This is a genomic window from Streptococcus oralis (genome assembly GCF_003942585.1).
In the GTDB taxonomy this organism is placed as follows: Bacteria; Bacillota; Bacilli; order Lactobacillales; family Streptococcaceae; genus Streptococcus; species Streptococcus oralis_BE.
Window position 1 is genome coordinate 399933 of sequence record NZ_RJNK01000001.1, and the last position, 18765, is coordinate 418697.

Annotated in this window: 18 protein-coding genes and 2 tRNA genes; 1 reads left to right on the forward strand and 19 read right to left on the reverse strand. The window is 39.4% G+C overall.

What is annotated here, in order from left to right; genetic code table 11:
- Window position 1: 1 nt before the first annotated feature.
- The 15 genes from sufD to parE form a co-directional block, all read right to left on the reverse strand.
- A complete protein-coding gene (gene sufD / locus D8862_RS02005; protein ID WP_125448502.1) occupies window positions 2-1264 on the reverse strand; it encodes a Fe-S cluster assembly protein SufD in 1263 nt (420 codons plus the stop codon).
- Window positions 1265-1291: 27 nt separating this feature from the next.
- Window positions 1292-2062: a Fe-S cluster assembly ATPase SufC gene (gene sufC, locus D8862_RS02010; protein WP_000114489.1), complete on the reverse strand. Its 771-nt coding sequence runs from the start codon at window positions 2060-2062 to the stop codon at window positions 1292-1294.
- Between the two features lie 150 nt (window positions 2063-2212).
- Window positions 2213-2407 carry a DUF3272 family protein gene (locus D8862_RS02015; protein ID WP_125448503.1) on the reverse strand — a complete coding sequence of 65 codons (195 nt, stop codon included), beginning with the start codon at window positions 2405-2407 and terminating at the stop codon, window positions 2213-2215.
- Between the two features lie 27 nt (window positions 2408-2434).
- A complete protein-coding gene (gene dnaX / locus D8862_RS02020; protein ID WP_125448504.1) occupies window positions 2435-4093 on the reverse strand; it encodes a DNA polymerase III subunit gamma/tau in 1659 nt (552 codons plus the stop codon).
- On the reverse strand, window positions 4093-4590 hold the full coding sequence (locus D8862_RS02025) for a GAF domain-containing protein (protein ID WP_125448505.1): 498 nt from the start codon (window positions 4588-4590) through the stop codon (window positions 4093-4095). The genes dnaX and D8862_RS02025 overlap by 1 nt, the downstream gene beginning before the upstream one ends.
- 82 nt (window positions 4591-4672) lie before the next feature.
- The gene (rpsA, locus tag D8862_RS02030) at window positions 4673-5875 is read right to left on the reverse strand and encodes a 30S ribosomal protein S1 (RefSeq protein ID WP_001001617.1); all 1203 of its coding nucleotides are present in this window, start codon (window positions 5873-5875) and stop codon (window positions 4673-4675) included.
- 162 nt (window positions 5876-6037) lie between these two features.
- Window positions 6038-6109, reverse strand: a tRNA-Gln gene (locus D8862_RS02035).
- 9 nt (window positions 6110-6118) lie between these two features.
- Window positions 6119-6199 (reverse strand) — tRNA-Tyr (locus D8862_RS02040).
- A 49-nt stretch (window positions 6200-6248) separates the two neighbouring features.
- Window positions 6249-6479, reverse strand: coding sequence for a DUF2969 domain-containing protein (locus D8862_RS02045; RefSeq protein ID WP_000037107.1), 231 nt, complete (start codon window positions 6477-6479; stop codon window positions 6249-6251).
- Window positions 6480-6591: 112 nt separating this feature from the next.
- A complete protein-coding gene (locus tag D8862_RS02050) occupies window positions 6592-7629 on the reverse strand; it encodes a branched-chain amino acid aminotransferase (protein ID WP_312023004.1) in 1038 nt (345 codons plus the stop codon).
- Between the two features lie 115 nt (window positions 7630-7744).
- A complete protein-coding gene (parC, locus tag D8862_RS02055) occupies window positions 7745-10225 on the reverse strand; it encodes a DNA topoisomerase IV subunit A (RefSeq protein WP_125448507.1) in 2481 nt (826 codons plus the stop codon).
- Between the two features lie 52 nt (window positions 10226-10277).
- A complete protein-coding gene (locus tag D8862_RS02060; RefSeq protein WP_125448508.1) occupies window positions 10278-11012 on the reverse strand; it encodes a CPBP family intramembrane glutamic endopeptidase in 735 nt (244 codons plus the stop codon).
- Window positions 10993-11826: an aminoglycoside 6-adenylyltransferase gene (locus D8862_RS02065; RefSeq protein WP_125448509.1), complete on the reverse strand. Its 834-nt coding sequence runs from the start codon at window positions 11824-11826 to the stop codon at window positions 10993-10995. Before D8862_RS02065 ends, D8862_RS02060 begins: the two co-directional genes overlap by 20 nt.
- A gap of 87 nt (window positions 11827-11913) precedes the next feature.
- Window positions 11914-12738, reverse strand: coding sequence for a hypothetical protein (locus D8862_RS02070; protein WP_125448510.1), 825 nt, complete (start codon window positions 12736-12738; stop codon window positions 11914-11916).
- 18 nt (window positions 12739-12756) lie between these two features.
- On the reverse strand, window positions 12757-14700 hold the full coding sequence (gene parE, locus D8862_RS02075; RefSeq protein ID WP_125448511.1) for a DNA topoisomerase IV subunit B: 1944 nt from the start codon (window positions 14698-14700) through the stop codon (window positions 12757-12759).
- Window positions 14701-14835: 135 nt separating this feature from the next.
- Between parE and plsY the strand changes: the two genes are divergently transcribed.
- Window positions 14836-15477, forward strand: coding sequence for a glycerol-3-phosphate 1-O-acyltransferase PlsY (gene plsY, locus D8862_RS02080; RefSeq protein WP_125448512.1), 642 nt, complete (start codon window positions 14836-14838; stop codon window positions 15475-15477).
- A 122-nt stretch (window positions 15478-15599) separates the two neighbouring features.
- Here plsY and D8862_RS02085 read toward each other — a convergent pair whose 3' ends face one another.
- The 4 genes from D8862_RS02085 to D8862_RS02095 all read right to left on the reverse strand — a co-directional run bounded on the left by D8862_RS02085 (window position 15600) and on the right by D8862_RS02095 (window position 18735).
- Window positions 15600-17183 (reverse strand): DUF4767 domain-containing protein, encoded by a 1584-nt coding sequence (locus tag D8862_RS02085; protein WP_125448513.1) that lies wholly within the window; start codon window positions 17181-17183, stop codon window positions 15600-15602.
- A gap of 73 nt (window positions 17184-17256) precedes the next feature.
- A complete protein-coding gene (locus D8862_RS09590) occupies window positions 17257-17433 on the reverse strand; it encodes a hypothetical protein (protein ID WP_185760819.1) in 177 nt (58 codons plus the stop codon).
- 9 nt (window positions 17434-17442) lie between these two features.
- A complete protein-coding gene (locus D8862_RS02090) occupies window positions 17443-17982 on the reverse strand; it encodes a hypothetical protein (RefSeq protein WP_125448514.1) in 540 nt (179 codons plus the stop codon).
- Window positions 17983-18735, reverse strand: coding sequence for a hypothetical protein (locus D8862_RS02095; protein WP_125448515.1), 753 nt, complete (start codon window positions 18733-18735; stop codon window positions 17983-17985). It abuts the gene before it with no gap.
- Window positions 18736-18765: the final 30 nt, after the last annotated feature.

The window sequence follows — 18765 nt, forward strand, 5'->3', positions numbered from 1 at the left end:
CTTAGCGTTTTGACAATTTTTCTTCGACAGTTGCAATCATTTCATCACGAACTTCCTTTACTGGAATCTCAACGATTACGGAACCAAGGAAACCACGTACAACCAAGCGTTCTGCTGTTGCCTTATCCAAACCACGGCTCATGAGATAGTACATATCTTCTGGATCCACCTGACCGATAGAAGCCGCATGACCTGCAGTTACGTCATTTTCGTCAATCAAAAGGATTGGATTTGCATCTGAACGAGCCTGGTCTGAAAGCATGAGAACACGGCTCTCTTGCTGCGCATCTGCACCCTTAGCACCCTTGATGATGTGGCCAATACCATTGAAGGTCAAGGTTGCTTTCTCAAGAATAACCCCATGTTGGAGAATATTTCCGATAGAGTTGCAACCGTAGTTTGTTACGCGAGTGTCAATCCCTTGCACCTGACGGCCACTTGATAGGGCAACGACCTTGAGGTCTGCATGGCTACCATTTCCAATCAAGTCGCTATCAAAATCTGCAACGACGCTTCCTTCGTTCATGACACCGATTGCCCAGTCAATACTTGCATCGTTGCCTAGTTTACCACGACGGCTAATGTAGGCAGTGACATTTTCCCCTAGACGGTCAATAGCCGCAAATTTCACTTGAGCGCCTGAACGAGCAATGACTTCCACTGTGATATTAGCAGTTGCCTTAGCACTACCTTCACCTCGTGACTCTAGACGTTCAAGATAGCTTATCTTAGAGTTTTTACCAGCAATGATAAGGATATGCTTGTTAAATGGAACATCGCTATCACTGTCTTGGTAGAAAATACCTTCGATTGGCTCTTTAATCTCAACATTATCAGGAATGTAGAGAACAGCACCACTATTGAAATAAGCTGTGTGGTAGGCTGCCAACTTGTCATCGTCGTATTTAACGGACGACATGAAGAATTCTTCTACGAGTTCTGGAATTTCTTCTAAAGCTGAGTGGAAGTCTGTAAAGACTACACCTTGTTCAGCCAACTCTACTGGAATTTGTTCAAAAACTGTTTGAGTACCTACTTGCACCAACTTCAAATGATTGTCTAGAGCTGTGAAGTCAGGAACATTTGCTGATGGCTCGCTTTCTGTAATCGTACCATCTCCCAGATTCCAACGGTGAAATTTCACACGCTCGATAACTGGTAATTCCAAACTCTCAATCTTATCAAAAGCTTTTTGACGGAGGTCTGACAACCAGCTTGGTTCAGCGTGCATTTCTGAAAAAAGTTTAATAGTTTCTTTAGTCATTTACTTCTCCTAAAAGATACGAGGGAATTACAATTCTTCCTTGTAGTCATAGCCAAGTTCTTCAGCTAGTTTTGCGTATCCTTCACGTTCCAAACGCGCTGCCAATTCTGGACCACCAGAAAGGACAACACGACCTTCCATCATCACGTGTACCACGTCTGGTGTGATGTAGTTCAAGAGACGTTGGTAGTGAGTAATGATCATCGCACCAAAGCCCTCACCACGCATGGCATTGACACCTTTTGATACGACTTTAAGGGCATCAATATCAAGACCTGAGTCAATCTCATCCAAAAGTGCAAAAGTTGGTTCCAACATCAAGAGTTGAAGAATCTCATTACGTTTTTTCTCACCACCAGAAAATCCTTCGTTAAGATAACGCTCTGCCATTTCTTCTTTCATGTTGAGCAATTCCATTTTCTCGTCTAGTTTAGTGATGAACTCTCGAACTGAAATCTTTTCATCATCTTCTTTTCCAGCATTCATGGCTGCACGTAGAAACTCAGCATTGGTAATGCCTGGAATTTCAGATGGGTATTGCATGGCAAGGAAAAGTCCCATACGCGCACGTTCGTCCACTTCCAACTCAAGAATGTTTACGCCATCAAACAAGACCTCACCTTTAGTAACTTCATAGTTAGGGTTACCCATAATAGCTGCTGAAAGAGTCGATTTACCCGTACCATTTGGTCCCATAATGGCTGCAATTTCTCCTGTTTTCAGAGTCAGATTGACTCCTTTCAAAATTTCTTTTCCTTCAATTTCAACGTGAAGATCTTTGATCTCTAATACTGACATGATAGTTCCTTTCTTTTTCAAACATTTTGCTCAATACTTTAGGAAATTGCTTACAATCCCTAAAAAATAGGACAAAAGGTCAATAAATATACTCTACTAGTATAACAAAAAAAAGCCTAAAAGGCTTTGATTTTGTCTAGAAGCTGGGGGCTAATCCTTGCGGTTTAGGTGCTGATCAATAGCATCTACAATTTTTCCCATCAGGTAACTTAATCTAAAATTTCGAAAGAGTAGAATCGCCCAAAAAGCTGCCATAACATAGCGACTAGTCATCAAAGATTCATTGAAAAAATAAGTCTCAGCAGCCGTGAATAATGCTATTATGATAAATTGTTGTCTATTCATAAGATTATTGTATCATGAAATCCATTTTTAGTCTTCTTCAACCATGACTTTATCAGCTAGAAATTCGAATTCTTCTGGAATCAGGCTCTCTTCTTCAGCCTCTTGCTCGGCTTGAGAAGACTTGTTTTTAGCTGAAAATGCTGCTCGAACCTCTTTCCATTCCTCTAGGGAAATAGCCAGAATCTCAGGTGAAAATCCAGCTGCCTGGCTGAGAATATTGCCGAACATGGTATTGAGATTATCACGTTTCATGGTTTGACCAGCATTGAAATTAGACTCAAAGGCTAAAATAGCATGGTGTTCATTGGCCGCAACTGGTTGAGAACCTACGAGAAGAGCTTTATCAGGTCCAGCTAAGCTTTCGATCACTTCTCCCCATGCATTCTGGAGGCGAATCAAGTTTTGACGTGCCAAATCAGGACTTTCGACAGCTTCTTGCAGGATAGACTGAACTTTGTTGCGATCCACTCGATAGACTGTCTTGGAAGTGGCTGGACGACTAGGAACTGGCGCAACTTGTTTAGGAGCTGTGCCTACATTAGCAAGTTCTTGTTTGAGACGGGCGACTTCCTGTCTCAGTGCAGAAATTTCACTTTCAACAGCTCCTGAAATCGAAGATTCAGACTTGATTTCCGCTAAACGAATGGTCATCATCTCAGCGTAAATCTTAGGTTGCAAACTAGCCTTCATATCTGCCAAGCTCACTGTCGCTAGACGAATCATTTCAAAGAGACTTTCTTGGGAAAGAGCTAGATTGTCCATAAAAACTGGACTATGATGAGTATTTTCGCCACCTGTCTGAACAACTAGTAGATCACGCAAATACTGCAAGAGATCCGTCACAAAACGAGTCATGCTCTTGCCATTTTCAAACAAAAGATTCAAAGAATCAAGCGCTTTTGAAACATCCTGCTGAGACAAGGCGGCTACGTAGGCATCAAGTGCTGATAGACTAATGGTGCCTGTAATCTCCTCAGAGATAGCTGTAGTTAAAGCATTCCCTTGAGTCAAACTCAAGGCTTGATCCAGAATAGACAAGGCATCCCGCATCCCACCTTCAGCCCGTCTAGCAATTATTTCCACAGCCTCTGGTTCAGAACTGATATTCTCTTTTGACAAAATGGTTTGGATATGGTTCTTAATATCTTGCGTTCGAATCGATTTAAACTCAAAACGTTGAACACGCGATAAAATAGTTGCTGGAATCTTATGCAATTCGGTGGTTGCCAAAATAAAGACAACATTCTGAGTTGGTTCTTCAAGGGTCTTCAAAAGCGCATTAAAGGCACCTGTTGAAAGCATATGAACCTCGTCAATGATATAAACCTTATACTGAGCTATACTTGGAGCGTAAGTTGATTTATCACGAATATCACGAATTTCATCAACCCCATTATTAGAAGCTGCATCCATTTCAATAACGTCTTCTAAACTTCCATCCGTTACAGCTTGACAGATATAACAGTTATTACATGGTTCTCCCCCTACTTGATTAGGGCAATTCATAGCCTTAGCAAATATTTTAGCTACACTGGTTTTACCAGTTCCTCGAGGCCCAGAAAATAAGTAGGCATGACTAATCTTTTCCTGCTCGACCGCTTGTTTTAGGGTTTTAGCCACAACCTCTTGTCCGACCAATTGTGAAAAAGTTTGGCTTCTATATTTTCGATAAAGTGCTTGATACATTAGGCTTTCTCCTCAAACATCGTAAAGTCCCATTCTGTCTTCTCAAGCAAAATAGCGACAAATTGTTCCAAGTAATCACGATCAATAGCATTGTAATCATCGATAAGAGAAGAGTCCAAATCTAAGACACCCAGCAATCGACCATTCTTGAGCATGGGAACTACGATTTCACTCTTGGCCTTACTATCGCAAGCAATGTAGTTTGGATAGGTACTCACATCGCCAACTAAAACAGTCTCTTGAAACTCAGCAGCTTCTCCACATACGCCTTTTCCAAGCGGAATACGAATGCACGAAACGCCGCCCTGAAAAGGCCCTAAAACCAATTCGCTACCATCAAACAGATAAAAACCTGCAAATACAGTATTGGGAAAGCGAGATTTTAGAAGGGCACTAGCATTAGAAAGATTGGCAAGAACGTTGCTCTCACCTTCAAGTAAGTAGGAGAGTTCCTCGTTTAACAATTGATATTGTGATTGTTTTTCTGAATCTAACATAGAACTATTATATCAAAAATGGGAAAGAGACAAAAGAAAAATCCCTTGTTTTAAACAAAGGATTTTGTGATTATCAATTTGATTAAAGTTCGATATCACCGAACAAGTCAGCCATTGAGAATCCTGTTTGTGTTTCTGGAAGTTCGAAATCACGTTTTTCTTGACGTTTTGGACGACGTGGACGAGCAGCGCGTTTTTCTTCTTTTTGTCCTTCTTCTTGAGCTGGACGTTCTTCAAGAGCTTTGATAGAAAGTGATACACGTTCTGCATCAGCGTTAACATCAAGTACTTTAACAGTAACTTCTTGACCAACAGTAAGAGCTTCTTTTGGATTTTCGATACGTTTGTGTGAAATTTGAGATACGTGAACAAGTCCATCGATACCTGGCAATACTTCAACAAATGCACCGAAGTCAGTCAAACGTTTAACTGTTCCTTCTACTACATCACCTTTAGCCAATTTTTGCTCAACACCATCCCATGGTCCAGGTGTAGTTGCTTTAAGTGAAAGTGATACGCGTCCTTCTTCTTCATTAAGATCAAGGATCTTCACTTCGATTTCTTCACCAACAGTTACAACTGATTTAGGTGATACGTTACGTTCGTGTGACAATTCAGTTAAGTGAACCAATCCGTCAACACCACCAAGGTCGATGAAAGCACCAAAGCTTGTGATACGAGCAACTTTACCAGTTACTACATCACCAACAGCCAATTTACCAAATACTTCAGCACGAGCTGCTGCAGTAGCTGCTTCAACAACTTCACGACGTGAAAGGATGAAACGGTTTTCTTTAGGATCAACTTCCTTGATTTTAGCATCAAATTCTTGACCTACGAAACGCTCAGTGTTACGTACGAAACGAGTATCCAACATTGAAGCTGGGATGAATCCACGAACACCTTCAAATTCTACTGAAAGTCCACCTTTAACGGCACGAGTTCCTTTAACAGTAACAACTTCTTCTTCGCGTCCTACAAGTTTGTCCCATGCTTTGCGAGCTTCAAGGCGTTTTTTAGATACAAGGTATGTAACTGTATCAGTATCTTTACCAACTACTTGACGAAGTACAAGAACATCCAATACTTCTCCTACTTTCACAAAGTCATTGATATCTGCATCGCGATCGTTTGTCAATTCGCGAAGAGTCAAGACACCTTCAACACCAGTCCCAGAGATTGCAACGTTAGCTTGAGTCGCATCAACTGTCAATACTTCAGCACTAACAACATCACCAGGCTCAACTTGGCTAACGCTATTTAGCAAATCTTCAAATTCGTTCATCTAAAAAATCCTCCAACAATCAAGTCTTTTCCAAAACTTGACATACTTATATTTTTTTCCTAAGCACCCGCAAGAACATGTTCATTTTGTTCACGTCTTTCAATATAAAAATAAAATACCCTAAGATATTTTTCTTTTCATCTTGAATTTATTACCTAAGAACTGGGGTAGCTGGATTCGAACCAACGCATGAGGGAGTCAAAGTCCCTTGCCTTACCGCTTGGCTATACCCCAATGATGAGATGGAGAGAGAGGGATTCGAACCCCCGAACCCGAAGGAGCGGATTTACAGTCCGCCGCGTTTAGCCACTTCGCTATCTCTCCAATGCTTAACGAAAACTATTATATCATGAAATTTTCAAAAAAACAAGCATTATTTTGTTAAATTATAGTTTTCAATCAAAATTTCCACAGCTTTTTCAAGTTTTTTATAAAAACTATCGACATTTCCATTCTTTATGATGGCAAATTGACTATCTAATTCGGCAATTTCACCAATGACCTTTTTCCCGATTGTCAAAACGTAGCCTTCATAGCTGTCTTTTCCAACAGTCACTTTTGCATCTGTTAATTGAATTTCAATTTTCTTATCTTTTTTACTCATACTTTACCTCTTTTCACTTTTTCTATTGTACAAGAAAATGCTCAAACTAGCAAGAAAAAACTCCATTTCAGCCCTTACAACTGCTATGGAGTTTCACTTTACTTTATGTTTTTTAGTCCACTTTGACAATCCATCCTTCAGGCGCTTCTACATCACCAAATTGGATACCAGTCAATTCATCATAGAGTTTACGTGTAACAGGACCTACTTCTGTTTCACTATAGAAAACATGGAAATCATCGCCGTGTTGGATGCCTCCAATTGGCGAAATAACCGCTGCCGTACCGCAGGCACCTGCCTCTACAAAACGCTCCAAATTATCAATTGGGACATCACCTTCAATCGGTGTCAAGCCCAAGCGGTGTTCTGCCAGGTAAAGCAAAGAATACTTGGTAATGGATGGCAAGATTGACGGGCTTAATGGCGTAACAAATTCATTATCTGCCGTGATTCCAAAGAAGTTGGCTGATCCGACTTCTTCAATCTTTGTATGTGTAGATGGGTCTAGGTAGATAACGTCAGAAAAGTTGCGAGACTTGGCCATTTTACCTGGGAGAAGACTGGCAGCATAGTTCCCACCTACCTTGGCAGCACCTGTACCATTTGGAGCTGCCCGGTCGTATTCATCCTGAATCAAGAAATTTGTTGGGACTAAACCACCTTTAAAATAGTTACCAACCGGCATAGCAAAGATGGTGAAAATATACTCTTCTGCTGGTTTAACCCCGATAATATCTCCAACACCAATCAAAAGTGGACGAAGATAAAGGGTTCCACCTGTTCCATATGGTGGGACGTATTCTTCATTTGCACGCACAACTGCTTTACAAGCTTCTACAAACATTTCTGTCGGAACTTGTGGCATCAAGAGACGATCGCAGGTACGTTGCAGACGCTTGGCATTTTCATCTGGACGGAAAAGTTGAACACTGCCATCCTTGGTACGGTAGGCTTTTAATCCCTCAAACGCTTGCTGTCCATAGTGGAGACTTGGAGAAGACTCTGAAATATGCAAGGTTGCGTCCTCTGTCAATTCTCCTTTATCCCATTGACCATTTTTATAATGAGCGATATAACGATAAGGTAATTTCATATAAGAAAATCCAAGGTTTTCCCAATCAATTGCAACTGTCATGTGTTTCTCCTTTATACTATTCAAACTATGTGTTCTATTCTACACTTTTCTAGTAAAATTTCAAGTATTATTTGTAATTTTCTGAAAATTTTTTCAACATAAAGAAATCAGCCCCTTGGACTGATTCTTTTTACGGATTTGTTTTGTCCTCTTTAAAGACTTCTTTGAGGTAAGCATCGAAAACTTCCTCATCTGAAATCGTGTCTGAAATAAAGCTTCCATTGCTAGTACGTTCTGACAAGCTGAGATCTTGCAATCGACTTTCATAGATTGTGCCTTTGTTAGATTGGACAAGTAACGTTTGTTCGTTTTCTTCCACTTCTGTACTAAAGAGATCACCAACGAAACCTTGCTCTGCAACTGCGCCTGCCAAGAAAACACGGTGCGGTTTGTTCTTCAACTCACGCAAGACTTGTAGGCCTCGTTTAGCACGACTGGTTGCTGGAATTTCCTCACAAGAGACACGTTTCAAGCTTCCACGTTGGGTCAAGAGGTAGAAGGATGAGGTGTTACAGATAAAGGCAGCCTGAAGCGCATCATCTGCCTTTAGGTTCATAGCCTTGACACCTGCAGCCTTTGCACCAACAACTGGTACCTCTTCGATATTGAAACGAAGGGCGTAACCGTTTTGGCTAATCAAGAGTACATCGTCCAGTTTAATCGGAGCTACTGCTACAATTTGGTCTGTCTCGTCTTTGAGCTTAGCATACTTGACAGACTTAGACTTGTAGGTCCGCCATGGAGAGAATTCTTTGCGTTCTACGCGTTTGATTTGACCAAGACGAGTTGCAGCAAAGTAGGTTGTCGCATCATCAAACTGATCCACAACTTCAGCATACAGGATTTCTTCATTAGTTTCGAAATTTGTAATGGTCTGGCTCAGATGCTCTCCGATATCCTTCCAACGAATATCTGCCAATTCGTGGATTGGTCGATAGATGACATTCCCAAGAGTCGTGAACACCAAGAGATGCTGGGTTGTCTTGGCAGATTGAACAAAGATCAAACGATCATCATCACGCTTGCCAATTTCTTCCAGCGTAGAAGCTGCAAAGGAACGAGGGCTAGTCCGTTTGATATAGCCTGCTTTGGTTACGCTGACATAGGTATCTTCCTCAGCGATCAAACTAGCTGTATCAATCTCGATGACTTTTGCTGTATCTTCTAAAGAACTCAAACGAGTAGTCGCAAACTTCTTCTTGACCTCACGAAGCTCTTTCTTCATGAGATTGTACATGGTCCGTTCATCACCGATAATGGCTGCAAGCATAGCAATCTTCTCACGCAATTCTGCTTCTTCTTCCTGCAAGACAACCACATCGGTATTGGTCAAACGGTAAAGTTGCAATGTTACGATAGCTTCAGCCTGTTCCTCAGTAAACTCATAGCTGACCTTGAGGTTTTCCTTGGCGTCAGCCTTGTTCTCAGAGGCACGGATAAGGGCAATGACTTCATCCAAAATCGAAATCACGCGAATCAAACCTTCGACGATATGGAGACGTTTCTCAGCCTTTTCCTTGTCAAAGCGAGAACGCGCCAAAATCACTTCACGACGGTGGGCGATATAGCTAGACAGGATTGGCACAATCCCTACCTGACGAGGTGTGAAATTGTCAATCGCCACCATGTTAAAGTTGTAATTGATTTGAAGGTCAGTATATTTGAATAGATAGTTGAGAACAAGCTCCGTATTGGCGTCTTTCTTGAGTTCGATAGCAATGCGAAGACCGTCACGGTCAGACTCATCACGAACCTCAGCAATCCCTGCCACCTTGTTATTGACACGAACATCATCGATTTTCTTGACTAGATTAGCCTTATTGATTTCATAAGGAATTTCAGTGATAACGATTTGTTCCTTACCACCTTTTAGCTTTTCAATCTCCGTCTTAGAGCGAATGACCACGCGCCCTTTCCCAGTTTCATAGGCCTTTTTGATTTCGTCTCGCCCTTGGATGATTCCTCCCGTCGGGAAGTCTGGTCCAGGTAAGAACTCCATGAGTTTGTCCACCTTGGCTGTTGGGTGGTCAATCATGTAGACTGTCGCATCGATAACCTCGGCCAAATTATGTGGTGGAATGTCCGTAGCATATCCAGCTGAAATCCCAGTCGAACCATTGACCAAAAGGTTAGGAAAGGCTGCTGGAAGAACAGTCGGCTCTTTCTCGGTATCATCAAAGTTCCAAGCAAAAGGAACTGTCTTTTTCTCGATATCCTGAAGAAGGTAGCCTGCAATCTCAGACAAACGCGCCTCGGTATAACGCATTGCCGCAGGCGGATCCCCATCCATAGAACCATTGTTACCGTGCATTTCAACCAAAATCTCACGATTTTTCCAGTCCTGAGACATACGGACCATGGCATCATAGATGGAACTGTCACCGTGTGGGTGAAAATTCCCCATGATGTTCCCGACAGACTTGGCCGACTTACGGTAGCTCTTGTCAAAAGTATTGCCATCCTTATTCATAGAATAAAGAATGCGACGCTGAACCGGCTTCAATCCATCCCGAATGTCTGGCAAAGCCCGGTCTTGAATGATATATTTGGAGTAGCGACCAAAGCGCTCTCCCATGATGTCCTCCAGGGACATGTTTTGAATGTTAGACATAATAATTCTCTTTTTAGTGTTTTATTGTAAAGTAAATCTATATTTTATAAATTTAACTATTTCTTTGTGGGTAGTGAGAAAAGAAGAGCAATCCTACTAATCCTAGAATGAATAAAAGATTAATTTTAATAACAAATAAGCTAAGTAGGGTATTAATTAGGCCGTGAAAAATGGCGCAATAAAGGATCGACTTAGTCTTTTTGAAAACAGCTGCTAGAAGAATACTGAGATAAATTGCAAATATACTGAATAATATAAAAGGCATCCTACTTTGGGAACTTCCAATCACAAACCATAAAGGTACATGCCATATTGCCCAAATACAACCTGTTATCAAACCGGAAATCCAAAAGGAGAATCTAGTTTCCAAAGTTGGTTGCAAGATGCCTCGCCATCCCAATTCTTCTTCGCCACCATAAACACAGACTGCACTCAAAAAAACAACAAACAAATTTCCTAGTGGAAAAGCCGGATTAAGCTCCTTAGATGAGAAAGCAATGACACCTGTCTGCACGAAAATTAGTAAAAGAAATAACAAAATATATTTCTTTGAGTCCCCTAAGATAAAAGAGACTATGCTTTTAATGGATTTTTGAGGCAAACAAGAAATGGCTGCAATGGTTGGACCGAAACCTCCTAGTAAATGGAGAAAAACTCCTAGTGGACTTGTTAGACTTAAGAGGCTCATTTGCGTCAGAAAAGCGAGCAATCCCCAACCAAATCCCCAAGAAATGAGAAAACTAATCAGTAAAAATTTTGTTATCTTATTATTTTGTAAATGTTTCATTTGTTTCGAGTCTCTCCTCAGCATACTGAATCATCTTCTCAGCTACTTCCATATCATAGTCAAATCCCATCTTGTGAGCAAGGAATTGAGCCTCTTGGTGGAAAAGTTGCATCGTAGCAAACAATGACTGAGTAAGTTTCTCTACACTTGAAAAATCAAGGAGAGCTGAGAATTCCTTCTCTTTCTCTGTAGGTAAATACTGGAAAAGATACTTGTAGTTCTTGCCGATATCGACCTTTCCCCCATCACTTGCGACCTGCCAAGCCAAGACCTTCAAGAGTTCTTGTTGGCAAATACCGTAAAGATGGTCTGTTGCATAGATGAGATGACAGCGACGAATACCCTTAACCACATAGGCGGAAACCCACCAAAATTCATTGCAGGCTTTTTCGAAATCTATCTGACTAGCTGGACTTGTCCAGTAACGCTGAGGATTTGGAGAATAAGGCGCAAATAAGCCCTTAGGGTCCTCTAGCACCGTGAAATCCGCTTCGCTTTCTACCCACTCCTTGATATACTCTTTAGGACATAAAGTCAAATCAATGCGATTGTCATCTTCAAAAAGCATCAGATAAAGTCGACGGTTGCCTAGGATATTATGCTGCTCAATGATACGTGTTCCAAACTGGTCCAACCAAGTAAGATTACTCGTCAGATTATCTAAGTCGTCCACGACATAAACAACATCATAATCTTGAAACTCATCTTTTGGAGCTTTTGGATTTGTCCGTGAACCAGACATGGCGACAGCCTCGACTTGGAGCACTTTTGCGGTTTGAAAAATTAAACCAAGCATTTCGGGTTCAGTTCTCATATTAACACCTGTTCTTTATTTGATATTACTGTCTATTAGCATACTATTTCTCAAGTTAAATTAGTTAATCAATTATAACAGATTTAGCTATCCTTCTCTCAAAGTTTTTAATTTCGACAAAATTCTAGATTCATCCATACTTAAAATAACAAATAAAGTCGAAGTATAGATGTCATCATACCATTGTTCCAGTTCATCATCAGCCAAATCAAGATGATATTGATTTGAATTATTGTGCCTTAAACCAAAATTATTATACATTTCAAAAAGTTTTTCAAACGCGATAACCTTTTGATTGTTAACTTTCAAAATATCTTTTAATTCTTCAGAATTATTTAATTCTCTCCTAAACGGTTCAAGGTAGTTCGCTAAAGCAATAAGTATTTCTTTCTTACGCTGAATATTTCCCTTATTTGAAAAATGATTATATTCTAACACCTTTATCGCATCTTGTATACTCGTTTCAGATACAATCTGAGAAACTTCTGAGGCATAAACATTCTTTTCAACAATGATCTTGTCACCATTTTCTAAAGTGATCAGTTCATGATTTGATAATTCTAAGAATCTTGTAATATTATCAAATATAACTTGAATAAACTCACTCTCTTCCTCAGTAAATTTTTCCGCAAGATTACAAAAAATATCGACTAATAACTCAGAGAAAACAAATAGTTGTTCAGTTGTATTGTAGATGTTTGAAATAATAACTTCTATCATTTGTGAATAACTGGTGAAGGTTGAACGATTAGGATAATCTAAGAAATTATCAGAAATGGCACTATTTATCGTTGTATAATAGCCGTAGCCCAAATTATTCTCCATTTTAAGTAAGTCCACTAAATTTTTCAGTTCTCTCTGTGGATCAAACTCCATCTGGTTCAAAATATCAAAATAATTCTGTCTCACCATAATATTTCCTATACTTTCTTAAAACACTGTCGCTTCTTCCAGCGTAAACTTGACATTATCCTCAATCCATTTACGGCGTGGTTCGACTTTATCTCCCATGAGGACATTGACGCGACGTTCAGCGCGTGCTAGGTCTTCAATCGTGACACGGATAAGAGTGCGGGTTTCTGGATTCATGGTTGTTTCCCAGAGTTGGTCCGCATTCATCTCACCAAGACCTTTGTAGCGTTGGAGGGTAGCGCCTTTGCCGAACTGCTTGCGAAGTTCTTCTAACTCACCATCTGTCCAAGCATAGGCCACTTCTTCTTTCTTGCCTTTTCCTCTGGACATCTTGTAAAGAGGCGGAAGGGCGATATAGACATGTCCTGCCTCAACTAGCGGACGCATGTAACGGTAGAAAAACGTTAAGAGCAAGGTTTGGATATGGGCACCATCGGTATCCGCATCGGTCATGATAATGATCTTGTCATAGTTGGCATCCTCAATGGAGAAGTCTGCTCCGACACCCGCTCCGATGGTATAAATCATGGTATTGATTTCTTCATTTTTGAGAATATCTGCCATCTTAGCCTTGGCTGTATTAATCACCTTACCACGAAGAGGTAGGATAGCTTGGAACTTACGGTCACGACCTTGCTTGGCAGAACCACCGGCAGAGTCCCCCTCGACTAGGTAGAGTTCATTCTTTGCAGGGTTTTTAGACTGAGCTGGAGTCAATTTCCCAGACAACAAGCCCTTGTCTTTTTTATTTTTCTTGCCATTTCGGCTCTCATCACGCGCCTTACGTGCTGCTTCACGAGCGTCACGAGCCTTAATAGCCTTGCGGATGAGATTGGAAGCTAGTTCTCCATTTTCCATGAGAAAGAAAGTTAATTTTTCTGCGACAATGCTATCAACAATCGGGCGAGCCAGTGGACTGCCTAGTTTGTCCTTAGTCTGTCCTTCAAACTGGAGGTGTTCTTCAGGAACCAAGATAGAAAGAACCGCCGCTAGTCCCTCACGATAGTCTGAACCTTCAAGATTTTTATCTTTTTCCTTGAGGAGCCCCGTCTTACGCGCGTAGTCATTCATGACCTTAGTAATGGCTGACTTGAGTCCTGTCTCATGCGTTCCACCATCTTTAGTACGAACGTTATTGACAAAAGACAAGATGTTATCTGAAAATCCATCATTGTACTGGAGGGCAACTTCCACTTGGAAACCATTGTCTTCGCCTTCAAAGTATAGGACTGGTGTCAAGGTTTCCTTATCTTCATTCAGGTAAGAAACAAAGTCCTGCACCCCATTTTCATAGTGAAACTCGATCGCTTCATCTGTTCGCTTATCTGTCAAAGACAAGGTCACATTTTTCAAGAGAAAAGCAGACTCATTGAGTCGTTCTGAAATGGTATTGTACTTGAAGTCAGTCGTAGAAAAAATCGTCGCGTCAGGCATGAAGGTAACTTTGGTACCTGTCTTAGACTTGGGTGCTGTACCAATTTTCTTCAAGGTTGTGACGGGTTTCCCACCATTTTCAAAACGTTGCTTGTAGACCGCACCATCACGAGTGATTTCAACTTCCAGCCAGCTTGATAGGGCATTAACGACTGAAGAACCTACCCCGTGGAGACCTCCAGATGTCTTATAGCCACCTTGACCGAATTTCCCTCCTGCGTGGAGAATGGTAAAGATAACCTCAACGGTTGGAATTCCCATGGCGTGCATCCCAGTCGGCATCCCTCGACCATGGTCCTCTACTGTTAAACTGCCGTCTTTATTGATAGTCACATCAATGCGATCACCAAATCCAGATAAGGCTTCATCGACCGCATTGTCCACAATTTCCCAGACCAAATGATGGAGACCAGCACCGTCTGTCGATCCGATATACATCCCTGGACGTTTACGAACCGCATCCAACCCTTCTAGCACCTGAATGGCGTCATCATTGTAGTTATTAATATTGATTTCCTTTTTTGACACAAGGAACCTCCTATTCGTTCATCTTTTCTATTTTACAGGTTTTCTAGGGATTTTGCAAAGTTTTTCCCGTTCAGCTGTCACAATTTCACAAGATATTCTCTGACTTTCCACAGCATTTCATGGTATAATAGGTCTATGATGACATTTGTATTATTAATTTTAGCTTATTTGCTAGGTTCGATTCCGTCTGGTCTATGGATTGGACAAGTTTTCTTTCAAACAAATCTGCGTGAACACGGTTCTGGAAATACTGGAACGACCAATACTTTCCGCATTTTAGGAAAGAAAGCAGGTATGGCAACCTTTGTGATTGACTTCTTTAAAGGGACCTTGGCTACTCTACTTCCTATTCTTTTCCACCAACAAGGTGTATCGCCTCTTGTCTTTGGACTTTTAGCTGTCATTGGACATACCTTTCCTATCTTTGCAGGATTTAAAGGGGGTAAGGCTGTCGCAACCAGCGCTGGAGTGATTTTCGGATTTGCGCCTGTCTTCTGTCTCTACCTAGCGATTGTATTTTTTGGAACCCTCTATCTAGGTAGTATGATTTCACTGTCTAGCGTTACTGCTTCTATCGCAGCCGTTATCGGAGTTCTCCTATTTCCACTATTTGGTTTTATTCTGAGCAGCTATGACCTTCTTTTTATCGCTATTATCTTAGCACTTGCTAGCTTGATTATCATTCGTCACAAGGATAATATCACACGCATCAAAAGCAAAACTGAAAACCTTGTTCCTTGGGGATTGAACTTAACCCATCAAAAAAGTAATAGATAAAAATTTAACCGCATATATAAAAAAAGCGAACAAGTGATATTTCTGTAAGTCAGAAATATCACTTGTTCGCTTTTTTTATATTAGGTAACCAAGGAATAAACTCATTTCCAGAATTGCATCCTTTAATCACCATTTACAATTGAAGCAAATGAAGTTCTAAGATCTGTGTTGTTGGTCTCAGAAACATTATAGTGTTCTCCATTTGTATCCTGAGAATATAACACTTTTGGAGTACCATCTGAATTGATTGCGAAGAAGTATCTATGTACCTTTGTACCACTTGAAAACCAATATTCATATGCATCTACAATTTGATAATCAGATGAAACTTTATCCCCATTTGTCCAATAAAGGTTTGTACTTAAAGGAATCTGCCTATAGTTTGGTTGATTCATGTTTTTCCCAAACTCAACCATATAGTTTGCTAGTTTTTTGGCCTTCCCTTCATTCCAGTAATTACTTATGGAAGAATTTCTACTATTCGCAGAGTTAGAGAGTTCTAATTTAGAAACAGTATAATATTTATGGTAACTTCCTATTATAGATATCCCCAGTCTCTTAGCCTTATCTTTATCTAGAATCAACTTAACTTCAATCGTATCTCCGTTTGATAAACCTGAACTTTTTGAGAGTTTGATGGTTGGATTCTCTAAAAAATTTTGAACTTCCTGATCATTAAAGGAAACTTGAGGTATTTTTAAAACCTCTGTTCTAGCAACGCCTGATCCAGATTCACCAGACAGGTGAATTTTAATCTCATAATCAGATAGGTCTACCTGATAAATTTCTGAACTCATACTGCTGCTATCTTTTTCAGTAAAATTACTTGACTGACTGGTAGTTCCCGGGTTATTCCAATTTCGAGTATTACCATGATGAGAACTCCCGTAATTAGATATAGGAGCCATCAACCCTATAAATGATAGAAATATGAAGAGAACTCCAATCCATCCACCAATTGATTTTCTTTCCGGTAGTGATATATCTGGTAATGGTTCTTTTTGATTGAGTTTCCTAAAAAAAATACTATCATATTCCTTAGTAAAATAATCTGCTCTTTGACAAACGCTAAACAAAAGGAATAATGCAATTAGGATATTTAAAAAAGGCACGCACTCAGCTACATACAACAAAAAGATGCCAGAACCTTTAAAACCTACATCTCGAAGACGACGCACATTTATAGCAACCCATGGGATAAGAGCCGAAAGCCAAAACAAGAAATATAAGAAACCTCCTGTTATTAAATAAAACGGGTTTAAAAGATACCGTGGATTAAAGAAATTTATAGGAAGAAAGATTGATATAATCAATAATAAAAGATTAAAAAGAACCATATACCAATACCCGCTTCTCGAAGTGTATCCTTTAAAATCCCAGTATCCTCTAAAAAAATCGACAATTGCCTTTCCAAAACTAATATCTCGACCTCGTTGATCCACTACAAAAGGTGTTTGCAGTGGATCAGCAGTAACAACAGACTCATCATATTCTTCACAAAAATGGTCATTCTCTTCTTCACCTGCTATCTCATCAGAAATCTCATCCGTCTGCAAGGCCTCTTTTACTTCTGATTTGATTTCCTCTTCACCTGACCCAGTATCCTCTACAAATTCACCAGCAGCTTTTGCTGAAAAATATTCCTCTGGGGTGGGTTTTCGATCATTAATTAATTCAAAATATTCTATCCAATCTGCTCTTTTCATTTATTCCCCTTTCAATTTTAATTATATACAATGATTTCATTCAAAATTAACTTTATTAAATCTAATTTTTCAGTTATAATTTTTCACGTTTATCAGTCTGTCCTTGTTTTTCCTTCTGCTCAGCAACACTATTTTCAATTTTATCTTTAGCGCTATTTATAAGCTTATATATTCCAATTTTAAGAATACTGTTACCATAGTAAATCGCAAAAACAATTGCAATAAATAGAAATATAAATAAAACTTCCATTTTTTTCTCCTATTTTACTGTGGTCCTATATTCAACCACTTTACGTTCAACTTCAATAGAATCATCTAGCGATTTCAAATAATTTTCAATTCGAGTTAAGATAACATTATAGATAAAGACAATTTCTCTAAATGAACGATTTCTTAGATTCTTAAGCGTAAATTGATAGACGAACTCTCCATTTTCCTCACCTAAATATTCTAAAACAAAGATAATTCTTCTTTTTAAAAATTCCATGGTAAAAATAATTTTATCGGGATAAAAAGTCTGCTGTACTTCACCAAGAAACTGAAAAATTTTAGTTGGTAATTTAGGAACTAAAATTGGATTTTCTTGTAACAAATGTGCTATTCCGTTAAGATTTCTAATCTTTTTAGAGTAAAATATATGAACTTGACGTGTAAATAATTTTGTGTCTCTCTTTTTAATAACTCCCTGATTGACCAAATCATCTTCTAACATCAATTCTGCTGGCTTTAAACCATATTCTACAACTGCAATTGGTATGAGCACAGTTAAAACTATTCCTAAAACTGTTTCAATTCTCATTTATTTTACCTTCTTTTGTTGATAGTAATTAAAAACATATGTTTGAAACTCTTGATCATTTCGTAGTAGATGTGTTGAAACTCCCATCACCACTACAGAAATAATCATCGGTGTGATAAATCTATAACGAAATCTTGCTAAAGAACTATTCATCTGTCTGTCAATTTCCTTATCTGCATTGAAAAATGAATAGCCTCCATAACCCGTAGTATACTTTTTGGGAATAAAGATACTCCCCACTTCATAAAGATTTGAAGCATAAGAAATTTTGCCAAGAGGTCTAAAACCACAGAATAAAAAAGCCAGATACCCCACTACTATTAGCGTTAATAACACTTTATGTTTTCCATTAAGGAATGGTAAAAATTGATGAAAAATACCATTATTGGGATTATCTGAGACATCAATCTTATCCTTGAATACTTGTACATTCAATAACCTATCATGAAAGTTAATTCTATTTGTGCTCATTTGTCTAGAAATCGATCTTTCATTGAGAGTTCCCATCTCATTTTTAGAAGTGATGTCCAACGATGACTTAGAAGCGTCATTTTTCTTAAATCTTTGAGGGAAGTTTTCTAAATATTCTTCTTTCATCACTGTGGTTATTTTCTGTTCAGTTACCTCCTCTGTTTTTTTCATAAAGGAAGGAGCGCCTATCAAGCCACTTTCTTTTGCTTCTAAAAATTCTTGGGAACTGGGCTTACGTCCATTTATTGCTTCAAAATATTCTAACCAATCTTTACTATCCACAAAATTTCTCCTAAAACTACTAATAGAATT

Excerpts from the sequence above, each read along its gene's own strand:
- D8862_RS02065 (WP_125448509.1), bottom strand. The coding sequence starts at position 11,826 with ATGAGAACTGAACCCGAAATGCTTGGTTTAATTTTTCAAACCGCAAAA.
- D8862_RS02025 (WP_125448505.1), bottom strand. The coding sequence starts at position 4,590 with ATGTTAGATTCAGAAAAACAATCACAATATCAATTGTTAAACGAGGAA.
- D8862_RS09590 (WP_185760819.1), bottom strand. The coding sequence starts at position 17,433 with ATGGAAGTTTTATTTATATTTCTATTTATTGCAATTGTTTTTGCGATT.
- D8862_RS02015 (WP_125448503.1), bottom strand. The coding sequence starts at position 2,407 with ATGAATAGACAACAATTTATCATAATAGCATTATTCACGGCTGCTGAG.
- sufD (WP_125448502.1), bottom strand. The coding sequence starts at position 1,264 with ATGACTAAAGAAACTATTAAACTTTTTTCAGAAATGCACGCTGAACCA.
- sufC (WP_000114489.1), bottom strand. The coding sequence starts at position 2,062 with ATGTCAGTATTAGAGATCAAAGATCTTCACGTTGAAATTGAAGGAAAA.
- dnaX (WP_125448504.1), bottom strand. The coding sequence starts at position 4,093 with ATGTATCAAGCACTTTATCGAAAATATAGAAGCCAAACTTTTTCACAA.
- D8862_RS02060 (WP_125448508.1), bottom strand. The coding sequence starts at position 11,012 with ATGAAACATTTACAAAATAATAAGATAACAAAATTTTTACTGATTAGT.
- D8862_RS02045 (WP_000037107.1), bottom strand. The coding sequence starts at position 6,479 with ATGAGTAAAAAAGATAAGAAAATTGAAATTCAATTAACAGATGCAAAA.
- D8862_RS02085 (WP_125448513.1), bottom strand. The coding sequence starts at position 17,183 with ATGAAAAGAGCAGATTGGATAGAATATTTTGAATTAATTAATGATCGA.
- parC (WP_125448507.1), bottom strand. The coding sequence starts at position 10,225 with ATGTCTAACATTCAAAACATGTCCCTGGAGGACATCATGGGAGAGCGC.
- D8862_RS02070 (WP_125448510.1), bottom strand. The coding sequence starts at position 12,738 with ATGGTGAGACAGAATTATTTTGATATTTTGAACCAGATGGAGTTTGAT.
- rpsA (WP_001001617.1), bottom strand. The coding sequence starts at position 5,875 with ATGAACGAATTTGAAGATTTGCTAAATAGCGTTAGCCAAGTTGAGCCT.
- plsY (WP_125448512.1), top strand. The coding sequence starts at position 14,836 with ATGATGACATTTGTATTATTAATTTTAGCTTATTTGCTAGGTTCGATT.
- D8862_RS02090 (WP_125448514.1), bottom strand. The coding sequence starts at position 17,982 with ATGAGAATTGAAACAGTTTTAGGAATAGTTTTAACTGTGCTCATACCA.